This is a genomic window from Iningainema tapete BLCC-T55 (assembly GCF_014698965.1).
GTDB classification, from domain to species: domain Bacteria; phylum Cyanobacteriota; class Cyanobacteriia; order Cyanobacteriales; family Nostocaceae; genus Iningainema; species Iningainema tapete.
Genome location: NZ_JACXAE010000053.1, coordinates 56,908 through 71,508, shown reverse-complemented (window position 1 = coordinate 71,508; position 14,601 = coordinate 56,908). Strand labels below are relative to the sequence as shown.

Below are 14,601 nucleotides of genomic sequence, written 5' to 3'. Positions count from 1 at the left end.
GGTGGGGCGTCTCTACAACAGGGGTAGGTGGATCGTAAATTCGGTTCCTTGTGTTAATATAGAATTGCAACTCAGTTTACCACCGTGGGTTTCCTCGACAATTTGACGAGCGATCGCTAGCCCTAATCCTGTTCCTTTACCAACACTTTTGGTAGTAAATAAGTGGTTAAAAATTTTTGCGAGAACTGCTTGTGACATACCAGGACCATTATCTTTAATTTTAATCACAGCGGTATGAGATGATGGCAAAACCTCTGTTTGAATAGTGATTTGCTTGGGATTTGCTTTTAATTCATCAAAAGAGTACTTTTGAGATTCTTCATCAATGGCATCAATAGCATTGGCTAAAATATTCATAAATACCTGATTAAGTTGTCCTAAAAAGCATTTTACTAATGGTAGTTTTCCGTAAGCTTTGACTACTTCAATTGCGGGACGATATTCGTTAGCTTTGAGACGATACTTGAGAATCAGCAGGGTACTATCAATACCTTCATGGATATTGCCAGTAACTTTTTCCGATGTGTCTGCTCGAGAAAAAGTGCGCAGGCTGGTGCTAATATCTTTAATGCGTTCCGTTGCACCTTTCATGGAAGTAATTAATTTGGGTAAGTCGTCTGTAAGGAACTTTAAATCAATCTCTTCGGCGTAGTCAGTGACAGCCGATGCTAGCTGGGGATGGTGATGCTCCACGCATTGTAGATAACCCAGTAAATCTTTGACGTAATCTTCGACGTTGTTTAAGCTTCCTTTGAGAAATGCGATGGGGTTATTAACTTCATGGGCAACACCTGCAACTAAGTTACCCAGGGAGGACATTTTCTCGCTTTGTACTAACTGAGTTTGTGCTTGTTGCAAGTTTTGTAGAGATTGTTCTAGCTGTTGCGCGTAACTGTGTGTTTTTTGATATAGTTTAGCGTTTTCTAGAGAAATAGCAGCTTGAGTACAAAGAAGATTAAGCACTTCAACCCGCTCCTTTGTAAACGCTCCGGTAGTCAAGTTATTTTCTAGATACAAAATTCCCAGTAGTTTACCCTGATTAATAATGGGGATACATAATAAGCTTTTGGGTTGGTTTTGGATGATGTAATCAGTTACCATTACCTCTTTTCTGGCATCGTTGATGACTACTGGTTGCCAACTGCGTTTAACGGTGTAAATTAAGTTGACAGGAACATCCAAACAGTCATCAACAGGCAGGGCTTGTAAAACAATTGGCTCTTGCCCTAGTTGAGCAACTGCTTCTACCCGTAAGTTATTATCCCATAACAACATCAAAACACATTTACTAGCTCCAGCATTAACGATCGCAACATTGAGTAAACTAATCAACAGCTTATCTAAATAAATTTCCCCAGAAAGAGCTTGAGATGCTTTCAGGATGGTAGCAAAATCCAAAGCTTCTTTTAGTTCAACGTTAGTGGAGGTAGTGTGCGTTGTTTGGGTAGATTGGGTAGAGATAGTTTCTAAGCTATTAAAAGTCAGTACTTGTTGTTGCAGTATAGGTTGTAGTAATTGCGGGTAACGTTTTTCTAGCTCCGAGGTTTTAGCTTTTGCACTCCAACGGGCGTAGCAGTAATATGCTTCAATTATGTAAACTTGGGCAATTTTTTCTTTACCCCACTCTAGATAAAATCTAGCAGCTAACTCATTGGCGAGGGCTTGTTCATTGATATATTCATTTTCTTTAGCCAGAGTAATAGCGCGATCATATAATTCGATTGCCTCGGCTCTTTGTCCCAATACGCGATGCTTTTCTGCTTCAACCAGGTAAAATTTATGTAGAAAATTCATTGGCGCATGATTTGCCCAGATTTTCATTTGTTCTTGATTAGCTTTGACATGAAGTAAGCTGGTATCTTTTTGAGCGTTAGCTAAATAAGTTAAAGAGCTATAAAAATTAAAGATGGCAAGTAGATAGTACCCTGACATACCATCGGGATATTTTTCTACTTCCTGCGCATATCTTAGGGCTAATGCAAAATTGGCAAAGGTATAAGCTTCTATTAGCTTCAGAGTATATAAGATACAAAGACCAAATTGATCGTTAGCTTTGAGGAAAAGAGAATGTATTGCCTCTTGGTTTACTTCATTCACATCCCTATTATATTCTTTTCCTAATAAATGTATAACAGCTTGAAGATAAAGTTGTTGATAGTTGAGAGATGTCTGTTGTTTTAGCTCTCTGCTTGCATCATAATATAATTTCATTTCTTTGTAGAGATTATTTAGTTCTAGCCCACACAAATATGATGTAGCGCCATAGTGAAAAACACAGTAAGCTGCAAATTCTAAATCTCCTGTTTCTCTACCAACTTGATAACCATGTAATAAAGGTTTCATTCCATCTCTAATATGTTGTTTCCAACATTTACTGGAAACATATGCTATTGTTATGACTTTAGCTGTAAATTCTTTAGTAGGAAACTTTTCCAGCAAATTTAGAGCTAAATTAGCAGCTATGAAGCCATTATTGTAATCATTTGTACAACCAATCATAATTAGTCCATAGCATGAGTATGCATATGCAGAACTAGGTGTGAAGCCATAATCAAATGACAGTTTAATCTGCTGTAAAACAATGAATGGATATAAATCCTGCTGTCCAAGATATACGGAAGTTGCCACACTCGATAATATTCTTACTGCTGCTAGTTTTTCTGGTTGTGTCATTACTGGTAGATTGGTTAGTTCTACCAAGTTTTTACTGTGAAAAATTGAGGTGATTTCTTGTATAGCTTGATGATTATCTTTTGGCGTCAGTGTATGAGGAAGATTAATTTCTAATAGCTGCAATACCTCTCGCGCCACTTGTATAGCCTGGGCAAATTTCTGCCCAATTGCATAGGCTTGAATTTTTAATTCATATACTTTAATGCGCTCAAGCAGAGTTTTAGCTTGTTGTAAAACAATGCTTGAAAACATTTCCATCTGTTCAAAATTTCCATTTAAATAAGCTAAATTTACTAACTCCTCATAAATATTCAAAGTCAAAATGTACTGACTTTCCCATGCATTTGGCTTGAGTAAACTCACGGCAATCTGAAGATATTCTAATGCTGATGTATAAGCGATCGCCGCTTTAGCTTTCTGCCCTGATAAAAGGTTAAGTTGAGCAAGTTGTTCTCGTTCTTGTGGTTGAAAAATTAAGTTAATTCCCCGATTTAAATGCCCGACAATTTCAAATATACTATCATCACGATTGGTAGCAGCTTTCAGCAGCAATCTACCAATTTTTAAATGAACTGCTGGCTTATGTTCACTTAAAATTAATGAATATGCAGCTTGTTGCACTCTGTCATGAAGGAATTTGTAATTTGGGTATTGGGCATTGTTAATTACTCCGATTCCCCATTGCCCCCCATCTTCTTGATAAAACTTATAAACTTCACTACTAGGTAAAATCAAACCTTCTTCCAATGCCTTCCATAAAGAAGCAGCAGTTTCTGTTGGCGATTCTTCACAAACAACAGCCAATGTTACTAAATCAAACTGATTGCCAATACAAGCCGCTAACTTCAACACATTTTGAGTTGAGTCAGGCAACTTCTGCAATTGTAGCGCCATAAACTCAACAACATCATCAGTTAAAGCTTGCACTTTAACTTGAGCGATATCACACTGCCATCCCACCCCCCTCTGTTCCCCCTTTATCAGGGAGGTGGAATTAAAAGTAATTAACCCATCATCATACAAAGCTTTGAGAAATTGGTTACTAAAGAAAGGATTTCCCTGAGTTTTTTGATATACTAACTGTGTTAAAGGTAATGCAATGTCAGTTGTACAACTGAGCGTATCGGCAATTAACTGATTAAGATGATTTTCATTTAACGGTGACAGAGTAATTTTGTTAAAGATGATTTGATTTTTCTGAAATTCATTTAGTGTTACCTTCAGCGGATGTAGAGACGTATCATGGAACGTCTCTACTTCGTTATCTCGATAAGCACCAATGATTAATAGATAACTCGTAGATGATTCACTAAGTAGAAATTGCATCAAATTTAACGACGCTAAATCAGCCCACTGCAAATCATCCACAAAAATAACTAACGGATGCTCAATAGTGGCAAAAACTTGAATAAACTTTTGGAATAACAAATTAAAGCGATTTTGCGCTGAATTACCAGAAAGTTCTAAGACTGAAGGTTGTTGTCCAATGATAGACTCTAATTCGGGAATTACTTCAATAATTACTTGAGCGTTTTCACCCAAAGCATCAAGTATTTTTGTTTTCCACTGTGACAGTTGGTAATCGCTTTGGGTGAGTAATTGCCCAATCAAATCCCGAAAAGCTTGAACAAATGCTGATAAAGGAATATTACGCCCTAATTGATCAAATTTACCTTTAATAAAATAACCTCTTTGACGGACAATTGGTTTGTGGAGTTCGTTAACTACTGCTGTTTTTCCAATGCCCGAAAATCCGGCTACTAAAATTAATTCCCTCGCACCAACACTTACTCGTTCAAAAGCGGCGAGTAAAGTTTCCACTTCCGCTTGCCGCCCGTAAAGTTTTTCTGGGATCGAGAAGCGATCGCATATATCTCTTTGTCCAATTTTCCACAGTTCAATTTTACCAGTTTGTTGCAACTGAGCTAAACACTGCTCCAAATCATACTTTAACCCCAAAGCACTTTGATAGCGATCTTCTGCGTTCTTTGCCATCAATTTTTCCACAATTTGCGACAGTACTGGGGGAATTTCTGAGTTGATTTCATTCACTAAAAGTGGATATTGGGCAATATGACAATGTACTAGTTCCATCGGCTCATCAACTTCAAAGGGTAATCTTCTCGTTAATAACTCGTAGAAAGTTACACCCACCGAGTAAAAATCTGTACGGTAATCAATTAAGCGATTCATCCTACCCGTTTGTTCTGGTGATAAGTAAGCTAATGTACCTTCCAAAACATTAAGATGATGTATTTCTTGGGTTTCTCTGGGTAACAACGAAGAAATACTAAAGTCAATGAGTTTTACTTGCAGGCTTTCTGGGTGTATGAGAATATTTGCGGGTTTGATATCTTTATGGATAACTTTTTGACGGTAAAGTCCATCCAAAATATTTGTGAGTTGAAGGGCGACATGTAAAAATTGCCATACATCAAAACTATATGTATGAATATACTCACGCAGTGAGATACCGCCAAAATCTTCCATTACCAAAGCATAACCATTGTGGTAGGGTTCCAAACAGTAAGGGCGGATAACCCCTGGTATGTCTAAATTTTTGGCAATGGTGTACTGATTACGAAACTGCACTAATTCGGTAAAACTAGGGTAGGGATTTTTCAGCAGCTTGATTGCTACGCTCAAGCGATCGCTCAAGCGATGTCCTCGATAGACAAGAGTTCTCAAACCTTCGTAAAGCAACTCGCTACAACTATAACCGGGAATGCTGCTGAAAGAAGCTACCATATGTTCAAGATTAATAGTGGTTCAAAATATATTGTTCCCATTTTTTGTACAGACGCTCCGCCGGGGCGTCTGTACTATTTAATTCACAACCTGACTACCATGACTGCGGGGATCGTCTTGATTATTCGTTGGTGCAACTGGTGCAGAGAATTTAGAAACTTGTCCACTAGCTTGGGCATAAGGCAAAGATGCACCCGCAACTAAGGCTTCTAGATTATTTGCCATAATAGTACGAGGTTGATCGCCGATCGCCTGTGCTAGAGATTTCCCATCTTTATCTAAAAACACAAAATGGGGAATGCCGTCTACTCGATACCTGAGCATTTCTGGCAGCCACTTGGTATTATCTACGTTGAGCATGACAAAATTAACTTTGTCAGTGTACTGTTTTTCTAACTCAGCAATATCTGGTGCCATTTTCTGGCAGACAGTACACCAGTTAGCATAGAATTCCATTAACGATGGTTTACCGTTGCTCAATGCTACTTCTAGCGGTGTAGACTCTTGATCTAACTGAGCCAGGGATACGTCTGTTGTTTCAGTACGCAGTCCGAAGACTAAAGCAACGCTCAAAACAATTGCTACCATTACAATTAAGAAGTTTCTCCATCGCTTCCCTAAATTTGATTCAACAGATGTAACCTGTGATTCAGGTGAATTGGTATCCATAGCGAAGATTATGTGTAACACGACGTGATGCTTTTATAAGTAGCATTTTTTGGGAAAGCGAAGCTACAATGGAGACGTGAAAAAAAGAGTAACCCTAACTTTCCCCAAACGTACCGTACAAATGCCAGTCACCTACCGATTGGCAAGAGACTTTAATGTGGCAGCAAATATTATCCGCGCCCAAGTCGCCCCAAATCAAATCGGCAAGCTAGTACTAGAATTGTCGGGGGATATAGATGAGTTGGAAGCAGCAGTAGAGTGGATGCGCGAGCAAAACATTACTGTCTCCCAAGCTTTAGGAGAGATAATTATAGATGAAGACTTGTGTGTTCACTGTGGTTTGTGTACTGGAGTTTGTCCTACAGAAGCTTTAAATCTTGACGCGCAAACTTACAAGTTAACATTCAACCGTTCACGATGTATAGTCTGCGAACAGTGTATCCCCACCTGCCCCTTACAAGCAATCTCCACTAATCTTTAGTTAGAGTCTAAATACATCTGCTAACACACCAGCATCACCAACCAACCTAGTCTTTGCCGGAGAGTCGTAAACTACCAATACAGAAGGTATTCCAGCTATGTCATTAAATAAAGTAATTCCCTCCGCATGTTCCTCTCTATTTCCAAAAGGAATATCCAGCACAAGTTCAGGGTAATGGAAATTCTTTGCTGTCACACCCCCTTGCAAACGATAAACTTGTACAGGACCATCTAAATCCATTGTCGGTCCAGCCAGAATTAACAAATCTTCACCATCAAAGCATAAATCCCGAATACCCAACCCATTTAAGAAGATAAAATGCTTTTTGTATAGTCCCTCTTGTCCTAGTTCCCGCAGTTGCAATCCGGTAGTAGAATCTTCTAACTCTATTTCCAGCATTATAGCCCAACCGCGTAACACCGGACCGCGCAAACCTAAAAAAATGCGTTTTTGGTTGATCGCTAACCCTTCAATATCAAAGCCATTCTCTTTACCTGGGATTCCTGCTTTGACAAACAAGCCCAAGTGGCGATCGCTTGCTAAAGCTGCCGTTAACAAATTACCTTGTTGAGTTATCTCCAGTTTAGCAGCAGTTAGGTGTATACTAGAATCATCAGGATGTGGACAAGAAGATAGTAATTTACCTTCAACTAAAGGAATACGTCCTAAAATATACCTATTTGGTTCCGAGCTAATTTCAGTTAGTCTTTGAAAATTTTCTTCATCACTTTTTTTTGCTTTAGGTTTTTTCCGTTTGTAACTATGAGAACCCACTAACCACAAGTAATGATCAGCATAAGCTAGCCCTTCAATATCAATCTCTTGATCTTCTGGCGCTGGTAAACTGATAAATTCTGCTACCCTATATTGACGATGTTCTAAAAAAGATTTTTCTTCCGTAAAAGAAAGATTTTCAATCGTTGAAGTTTCATCTGAACCCAACCACAACTGCCCATGAGCAGTTAGTAGCACAGTTGATAAATCTTGCCTGTGTTTATGAAAACTATCGGCAAAATTAAGTAAAATTTGATTAAGCAAGTCAGAATTGTGTATGATAAATCACCACCAGAAAAAGTTAATTATGCTATTTAGAGTTATATCGCAGTCTTGAAAAATTTGTAAATATCTAGTTAAAATTGTTAACTATTGATTTCTTAGCTCATGAGCTTACATCAAATAAACTTGCGATAGTCGTCAATCAATTTTCTAAAGGTAAAAACATTCAATTTTTATTTCTATTGATTGTATAGAAAATTTAATCAATCATTAGTAATAAGAATATTTTCTTGACATAAATATAACAAAAAAAAATATTTAAAATAGAGATGATAATTTTTATCTAATGCTAATATTCAATAACTACAAAGAAATAAACATTAGAATTCAGGTGTGTCAAATATCATGACGTTAGCAACAAAACCGCGAGTTTACACGGTGGAAACCTTAGGCAACTACGCTCACCAAGCGTTACAAAAACATTTTAAGAAAACCCTGAAATGGGAAACAGATGTAAAGAAAGATAAAGATCCAGAAGCGTTGCATCAAATGCGGGTAGGGTTGCGTCGTCTACGCACTGCTGTCAGCAGGTTTGCTCCAGCTATAGATTTACCTAAGTCAGTAAGCGAGAAAAATATCGGTAAAATTGCCCGTTGTTTAGGTAATCTCCGCGATTTAGATGTTCTTCAAGAAACTTTACAAAACCGATATCAACCAAATTTACCAGGTAAAGAACAGAAACTGTTGCAAAAAGCTTTGGATGTTTTGGATAAACAACGTGAAGATGCGCTCTTACGTGTGAGGGAAATATTCAAAGAGGAACGTTACAAATCTTTAAAACAGGAATTTAAGGAATGGTTAGAGGAACCAAGTTATCAACCTCTAGCATCTGTGCCAATTCAAGAAGTGCTACCAGATTTACTTTTGCCTGAAGTAAGTAGCTTCTTATTACATCCAGGTTGGTTAGTGGGAACCCTAATAGAAGATTCAGAAATTGTGATTCCCACAGATTGGGAAGCTCACAAGATTGAGCATGAATTGACAGAAACTGGAGAAACTCTGCATGATTTGCGTAAACAAGCCAAACGCCTACGCTATCAAATGGAGTTATTTACTGACTCCTACGCCGAGTCTTTCAAAGCTTATGTTACAGAAGTGAAAAATATCCAAGAAATTTTGGGTTCGATACAAGATAGTGCTGTTTTAACACAGTGGCTTGCAGATGCGCTTGATTCCAACATTCACTCTCAGCTTCCTACTTTGGCTACTTTATTAGCATCCAATCGTTACGAGTCGTGGCAGCAGTGGCAACCTTTGCAGCAGCGCTATATGAATCATGAAACACGGCACAGATTTCATTTAACACTTCTGCACCCCATTTGAGGAAACATGAGGGTAGCTCTGTTTAGAGCTAAACCCTCCTGAGAAGATAATAAATGCTAACCAATTAATTTTTCCCAAGCAAGAGGACCGATAATTCCATCATCAACTAAATTATTTTGCCTTTGAAAATTCTTAATCGCCTTTTCTGTCTGCGTACCGTAAACACCATCTATCTCAGTACCTACACGATGTTGTATGTATCTGACTACTGGCCCACCCGCGTGGTTTGGTCTTATAATGCGTTTAGCTAAAATTAAGTTTATCACCTTCCAAGTACTGTCACCGATAATTCCAGTTGGTTGAATTCCCACAATTTTCTGAAATTTTAAGAGTACAGATTGTGTCACTGCATCAATTTTGTTATCTTCTTCTAAGGTTTTACCATCTTGGTCTGTTATTCTCAGTTGATTTAAAGCCTTTTGCAATCTAAGAATAGTAGTATCTACATTCTGTTCTTCGTCTGGTACAGGATTAACTCCAGGAGATGGTATTTCACCTGTTAGTCCTTTAACAATAGCATTTGCCATTGCTTCATGATCCAAAATATTCATATCTTTTTGCGAATCACAGAAACAACATTCAATTAGAATCGCTGGCATGTCTGTGTTTCTAAGCACATATAAATGAGTTCCACTCTTCACACCACGGTTGAAGAATCCTAGCTTGACAATTTCATCTAATACCGGAGATGCTATTTTTCTACCTTCATCACTAACCGCATATATTTCTGTACCATTCGCCTGCCAATTGAAGGCGTTAAAATGAATGGATACATAAATATCTACTTTAGCAGCATTAGCATTGAAGCATCTTTTTGACAAAGATTCACGTACTGAATTTGCATTTTTTGGTTTACATTCTATTACTTCATGTTTCAATTGCGTCAACTTTGATATCACTCTATTTCCCACATCTAGAGTTAGTTCATCCTCTAGTTTTAAACCTGGTGCTCCAGTGTCAGGAGGACAATTATGTCCGATGTCAATACCAAATCTCATGTGATGCACCTCAATTTATTGATATTGTAGAAACTCTATGGCACTGTCAACAGTTTGTTTGGGCTGTCAACTGTCCTAAATCAAGCTCAATCATTTAGGACTGCTCACGTCCACAATATCAGTATCTGGACAAATCAACTTTGCAGTTTTTCTATGATAGAATATGGTTGATTAAGTGTCCAGAGTCAAAAAATATTAAAAAAATATTATTAATAAAAATTGGCGAGAATCGACGCGATACATCACGTCGATTTTATGGCAATCACCCAAAGTTAATGCAGAGCTTCTAGTTGTAAAGTATATAGAGCATCACTTACGCTAAAAAAGGTATACTATGACTAATCAGGCTCCGGCTTCTTTACGCGATCGCAAGACACCATCAGATGTAGAAGTCCACACAGAAGCACGAAAACCAGTTACAGATCCTACTCTGGGTATTCCTGTAAACATTGTCAAGGAAGGAAATCCCCCAAATCGTCTAGTTACCATTGGTGATTCCATTACACATGGTTACCAAAGTGGAGCAATTTTTAATACACGACTATCATATCCAGCCATCATCGCTCGCACCTTGGGTTGGGATGGACTGCGTTATCCCACTTATAATGGACCAAAAGATGGATTACCTCTAAATATAGAGCGTTTGGCTTTGGACTTACAAGAGGAGTTTGGGGATAGTATAAACTTATTAAATCTACTGCCAGCTTTGCTGTATTTACGTAACCATTTGGACACAATTGAGGATTATTGGGAGCGGAGTGAATCTTTCTATGCAACGCAAAGAGAGATAAATCATAACTTGGCAGTATATGGTTGGGATTTGCGTAATACTCTGTCACGCAATGCAGATATTTGTCTAGATGTGATTAGGCAGAATCCGTCCAAAGATGATTTTCTCAGACAAGTGGTTGAATATCATAATGAGCGATCGGCAATTAGAGCTTTAAATTCAGCTAGGGATGCTAATGGTAAGGCTCTGACTCCATTACAAGCAGCCGCAGCATTAGGAGCAGAAGGAATTGAAACGCTCATTGTACTGATTGGTGCGAATAATGCTTTAGGTAGTATTCTCACATTTAATGTCTCTTGGAGCGATGTTGGTTATGATGATATGAACGTAAATGATCGCTACACTGTTTGGCGTCCCATTCATTTTAAAGCGGAACTAGACTTGCTCGTTGCGGAAGTGAAGAAAATCCGCGCTCGTCATGTAATTTTCGGTACAGTGCCTCACATTACTATCGTTCCATTTGCCCGTGGTGTACGTAGTAAGGTGAGACAGGGTTCTCGATTTTTTCCTTACTATACTTTACCTTGGATTAAAGATGAAGACTTTAACCCAGATAAACACGCGCACCTCACAGAACTGGAAGCAAGATCGATTGATAGTGCCATTGACCAGTACAATGACTACATAACTGATGCTGTACGACAAGCGCGTAGTGAAGGTAGAGATTGGTATTTATTTGAAACTGCTGGATTACTGGATCGATTAGCTTCAAGACGGTACATAGAAGATCCTACCGCCCAACCAAATTGGTGGGAAGAAGTTGGCGGAGCCTACAAGTTACCACCAGAATTACAAGCTCTAACACCAGTACCTGACTCTCGTTTTTATCGAGCCGAGCCACAGGGGCGCACACAAGGCGGTTTATTTTCCCTAGATGGCATTCATCCTTCGACTATTGGCTATGGCATTATTGCTCAAGAGATTATTAAGATTATGCAATTAGCCGGGGTGAAATTTTATGATGAAAGTCAAAATGAGCGTACAGGAGAAATAAAAGTAGATTTTCACCGTTTAATTGCTGAAGATACCTTAATTAAAAACCCTCCCCGCAATGTTGCCAGTATTCTCGATTTAATTGGGGGAATTGACAAGTATTTTAATATCATGAGTCAGATGTTAAAAAGAAGCTATTAACGATTGTAGATTTGGAATTTTGATGCCACTTTGGTAAAGAAAGTCGGTTTCGGTTAGTGTTATTAGTTTTTGCATATCCCCCCAACTCTCTGATCCTTGGGGGGACATTCTGATTTAAATTCAACTTTCTACAAAATCAAAAAAAAGTACCCTTGTGGGTACTATTCGCCAGTAATTGAACTGTCATAATTAAAGAAACTCATACTAGTTAGCTGTAATAACAGTTTTCTATCAAGCAGAGCTTATGATGGTAGCTCACAAATGAGTTCTGTTTTATTACTAGTTTAGTCGGCGGCGATCGCGCTGTGTCAGAAACTCAAATATATAGTGATACAGCAGGTTTAAGTATTGAAAGGGAGAAATTTTCATGCCCATCACACCTACATATCCAGGCGTTTACATCGAAGAAATTCCTAGCGGTGTACGCACAATAACTGGAGTTGCAACTTCCATTACTGCTTTCATTGGTCGCGCCCTGCGCGGACCAACAGATGATCCAATTACTATTAACAGTTACGGTGACTTTGAGCGTATTTTTGGCGGTCTTTGGGTAGAAAGTACCCTTGGCTATGCTGTACGTGACTTTTTTCTGAACGGCGGTAGCCAAGCGATTATTGTACGCCTATACCATGCAAAAAAAGATACCCAAACCAAAACCAAGCTGAGTATCGATGCCATCAAACTGGAGGCAGCATACGAAGGAAAATGGGGAATGAACTTGCGAGCCATCATAGATACTGATGTTTCAGAGGATGTGGCAGCACGTATGGGATTGAAAAAGACTGACTTGTTCAATCTCACTATTCAAGATGCTAGCCCTGGTGGCTTCACAGAACGTTTTCTCAATATCTCGGTGGAAAATAGTAGTCCACGGCGTATTGATAAGGTGTTAGAGGCGGAATCACAGTTGATGCGTTGGGAGGATAAATGGCCTGCTACTGTACCGACTCTACCTAAAATTGCGGCTGCTCATGAGGCGCACAAGAAGCTTGCTGAAGAGCAGAAGAAACTTGCAGATTTGCAAAGTGCTAATCCACCAGACTCTGCTGCTATCGATGCTGCAAAGAAGGCGGTGGAAAATGCTTACAAAGCATTGGTAGACGCACAAAATGAGCTACAAGACCCTGTGACTAAAGCAGAGAAACATCTTGAGTTCCTCAAGAATGCCATTCCACAAGACTCTGCCGCTATTGATACCGCTAAGAAAGCACTGGCAGATGCAAAGAAAGCGATCGCTGACGCAGTTTCGGATGGTGAGTGGTTAACTCAAAATGATGACTTTACCCCACCTCAAGCAGAGGCAAACAAAAAGGGTCTTTACGCCTTAGAAAAAGTTGACCTGTTCAATCTCCTTTGCATTCCGCCCTACTTAGCCACCAATGATGTGGATGTAAACTTAATCTCAAAGGCTGCTACTTACTGTGAGAAGCGTCGCGCCATGCTGATAGTAGATCCACCTAGTAATTGGAAGGATAAAGCTACAGCTAAGGAGAAGTTTACCGACCCAAATAAAGATAATGTCGGTACTACTAGCAAGAATGCAGCGCTGTTTTTCCCTAGACTAAAGCAACCAAACCCATTGCGTGACAATCAAATGGAAGAGTTTGCGCCTTGCGGTGCTGTAGCTGGTATTTTTGCGCGTACTGATGCTCAACGTGGTGTGTGGAAAGCTCCCGCAGGGTTGGAAGCAACTTTAGTGGGCGTTCCTCAACTGAGCGTAGCGCTTAACGACGCAGAGAATGGAGAACTCAATCCTTTAGGTATTAACTGTCTGCGTACTTTCCCCGCAGTTGGGCGTGTAGTTTGGGGTGCGCGCACTTTGCAAGGTAATGATCGTCTTGCATCTGAGTGGAAGTATATTCCTGTCCGTCGGTTGGCATTGTACATCGAAGAGAGTCTTTATCGTGGTACGCAATGGGTAGTCTTTGAACCCAATGATGAACCTTTGTGGTCGCAGATTCGCTTGAATCTTGGGGCATTCATGCAAAACCTGTTTCGCCAAGGAGCTTTTCAAGGCAAAACACCGCAGGAAGCCTATTTTGTGAAGTGTGATAAAGAAACAACGACTCAGAACGACATTAACCTTGGCATTGTCAATATTGTTGTTGGCTTTGCTCCACTCAAACCAGCTGAGTTTGTATTTATCAAGCTACAGCAGATGGCAGGTCAAATCGTAGTATAAGGAGTAAATTATGGCTCAGTTTAGTGTCAATCCACAACGTTTCGACCCCTACAAAAATTTTAAGTTCCGCGTCAAGTGGGATGGTAAGTATGTCGCTGGGGTTAGTAAGGTCAGTATGTTCAAACGGACAACTGAGGTAGTCAAACACAGAGAGGGAGGAGATCCTAGCAGCAGTCGCAAGTCTCCAGGTAGGACAGAGTATGAAGCGATCACGCTAGAACGGGGCGTCACCCACGACACGGAATTTGAAAAGTGGGCAAACAAAGTTTGGAACTTTGGTGCGGGTTTGGGTTCAGAAGTTTCGCTCAAAGATTTTCGCAAAGAGATCATCATCGAAGTCTATAACGAAGCTGGTCAGCCTGCGATCGCATACAGAGTCTACCGTTGTTGGGTATCGGAATACCAAGCTCTACCCGACCTTGATGCCAACGCCAATGCTGTTGCTATCCAGCACATCAAGCTAGAAAATGAGGGTTGGGAGCGGGATGAATCTGTGATCGAACCCACAGAAGAAAGCTTTACCAGACCTGCAACTTAAAGAATTCTT

At 39.6% G+C, this 14,601-nt stretch carries 9 protein-coding genes; 5 read left to right on the top strand and 4 right to left on the bottom strand.

What is annotated here, in order from left to right; translation table 11 throughout:
* Positions 1-12: 12 nt before the first annotated feature.
* Both ICL16_RS15245 and ICL16_RS15240 read right to left on the bottom strand, forming a co-directional pair.
* Positions 13-5,421, bottom strand: a complete 5,409-nt coding sequence (locus ICL16_RS15245) for a trifunctional serine/threonine-protein kinase/ATP-binding protein/sensor histidine kinase (protein WP_190829158.1) — start codon at positions 5,419-5,421, stop codon at positions 13-15.
* Between the two features lie 78 nt (positions 5,422-5,499).
* Positions 5,500-6,090: a thioredoxin family protein gene (locus tag ICL16_RS15240; protein ID WP_190829156.1), complete on the bottom strand. Its 591-nt coding sequence runs from the start codon at positions 6,088-6,090 to the stop codon at positions 5,500-5,502.
* A 76-nt stretch (positions 6,091-6,166) separates the two neighbouring features.
* On the opposite strand from ICL16_RS15240, the gene ICL16_RS15235 reads away from it, so the two are divergent.
* Positions 6,167-6,571 carry an NIL domain-containing protein gene (locus ICL16_RS15235; RefSeq protein ID WP_190829154.1) on the top strand — a complete coding sequence of 135 codons (405 nt, stop codon included), beginning with the start codon at positions 6,167-6,169 and terminating at the stop codon, positions 6,569-6,571.
* Here ICL16_RS15235 and ICL16_RS15230 read toward each other — a convergent pair whose 3' ends face one another.
* The gene (locus ICL16_RS15230; protein WP_190829278.1) at positions 6,572-7,624 is read right to left on the bottom strand and encodes a DUF3616 domain-containing protein; all 1,053 of its coding nucleotides are present in this window, start codon (positions 7,622-7,624) and stop codon (positions 6,572-6,574) included.
* A gap of 348 nt (positions 7,625-7,972) precedes the next feature.
* Between ICL16_RS15230 and ICL16_RS15225 the strand changes: the two genes are divergently transcribed.
* The gene (locus ICL16_RS15225; RefSeq protein WP_190829152.1) at positions 7,973-8,950 is read left to right on the top strand and encodes a CHAD domain-containing protein; all 978 of its coding nucleotides are present in this window, start codon (positions 7,973-7,975) and stop codon (positions 8,948-8,950) included.
* 56 nt (positions 8,951-9,006) lie between these two features.
* Here the strand turns inward: ICL16_RS15225 and ICL16_RS15220 are convergent, their stop codons facing one another.
* Complete coding sequence (locus tag ICL16_RS15220; RefSeq protein ID WP_190829150.1) at positions 9,007-9,948, bottom strand: N-acetylmuramoyl-L-alanine amidase; 942 nt, start codon at positions 9,946-9,948, stop codon at positions 9,007-9,009.
* Positions 9,949-10,282: 334 nt separating this feature from the next.
* Between ICL16_RS15220 and ICL16_RS15215 the strand changes: the two genes are divergently transcribed.
* The 3 genes from ICL16_RS15215 to ICL16_RS15205 all read left to right on the top strand — a co-directional run bounded on the left by ICL16_RS15215 (position 10,283) and on the right by ICL16_RS15205 (position 14,592).
* Complete coding sequence (locus ICL16_RS15215; protein WP_190829148.1) at positions 10,283-11,872, top strand: hypothetical protein; 1,590 nt, start codon at positions 10,283-10,285, stop codon at positions 11,870-11,872.
* A 367-nt stretch (positions 11,873-12,239) separates the two neighbouring features.
* The gene (locus tag ICL16_RS15210) at positions 12,240-14,054 is read left to right on the top strand and encodes a phage tail sheath subtilisin-like domain-containing protein (RefSeq protein WP_190829146.1); all 1,815 of its coding nucleotides are present in this window, start codon (positions 12,240-12,242) and stop codon (positions 14,052-14,054) included.
* Positions 14,055-14,064: 10 nt separating this feature from the next.
* Complete coding sequence (locus ICL16_RS15205; RefSeq protein ID WP_190829144.1) at positions 14,065-14,592, top strand: phage tail protein; 528 nt, start codon at positions 14,065-14,067, stop codon at positions 14,590-14,592.
* Positions 14,593-14,601 lie beyond the last annotated feature (9 nt).

Coding starts and splice junctions, on each gene's coding strand:
- ICL16_RS15240 (WP_190829156.1), bottom strand. CDS start 6,090: ATGGATACCAATTCACCTGAATCACAGGTTACATCTGTTGAATCAAAT.
- ICL16_RS15245 (WP_190829158.1), bottom strand. CDS start 5,421: ATGGTAGCTTCTTTCAGCAGCATTCCCGGTTATAGTTGTAGCGAGTTG.
- ICL16_RS15225 (WP_190829152.1), top strand. CDS start 7,973: ATGACGTTAGCAACAAAACCGCGAGTTTACACGGTGGAAACCTTAGGC.
- ICL16_RS15215 (WP_190829148.1), top strand. CDS start 10,283: ATGACTAATCAGGCTCCGGCTTCTTTACGCGATCGCAAGACACCATCA.
- ICL16_RS15210 (WP_190829146.1), top strand. CDS start 12,240: ATGCCCATCACACCTACATATCCAGGCGTTTACATCGAAGAAATTCCT.
- ICL16_RS15220 (WP_190829150.1), bottom strand. CDS start 9,948: ATGAGATTTGGTATTGACATCGGACATAATTGTCCTCCTGACACTGGA.
- ICL16_RS15205 (WP_190829144.1), top strand. CDS start 14,065: ATGGCTCAGTTTAGTGTCAATCCACAACGTTTCGACCCCTACAAAAAT.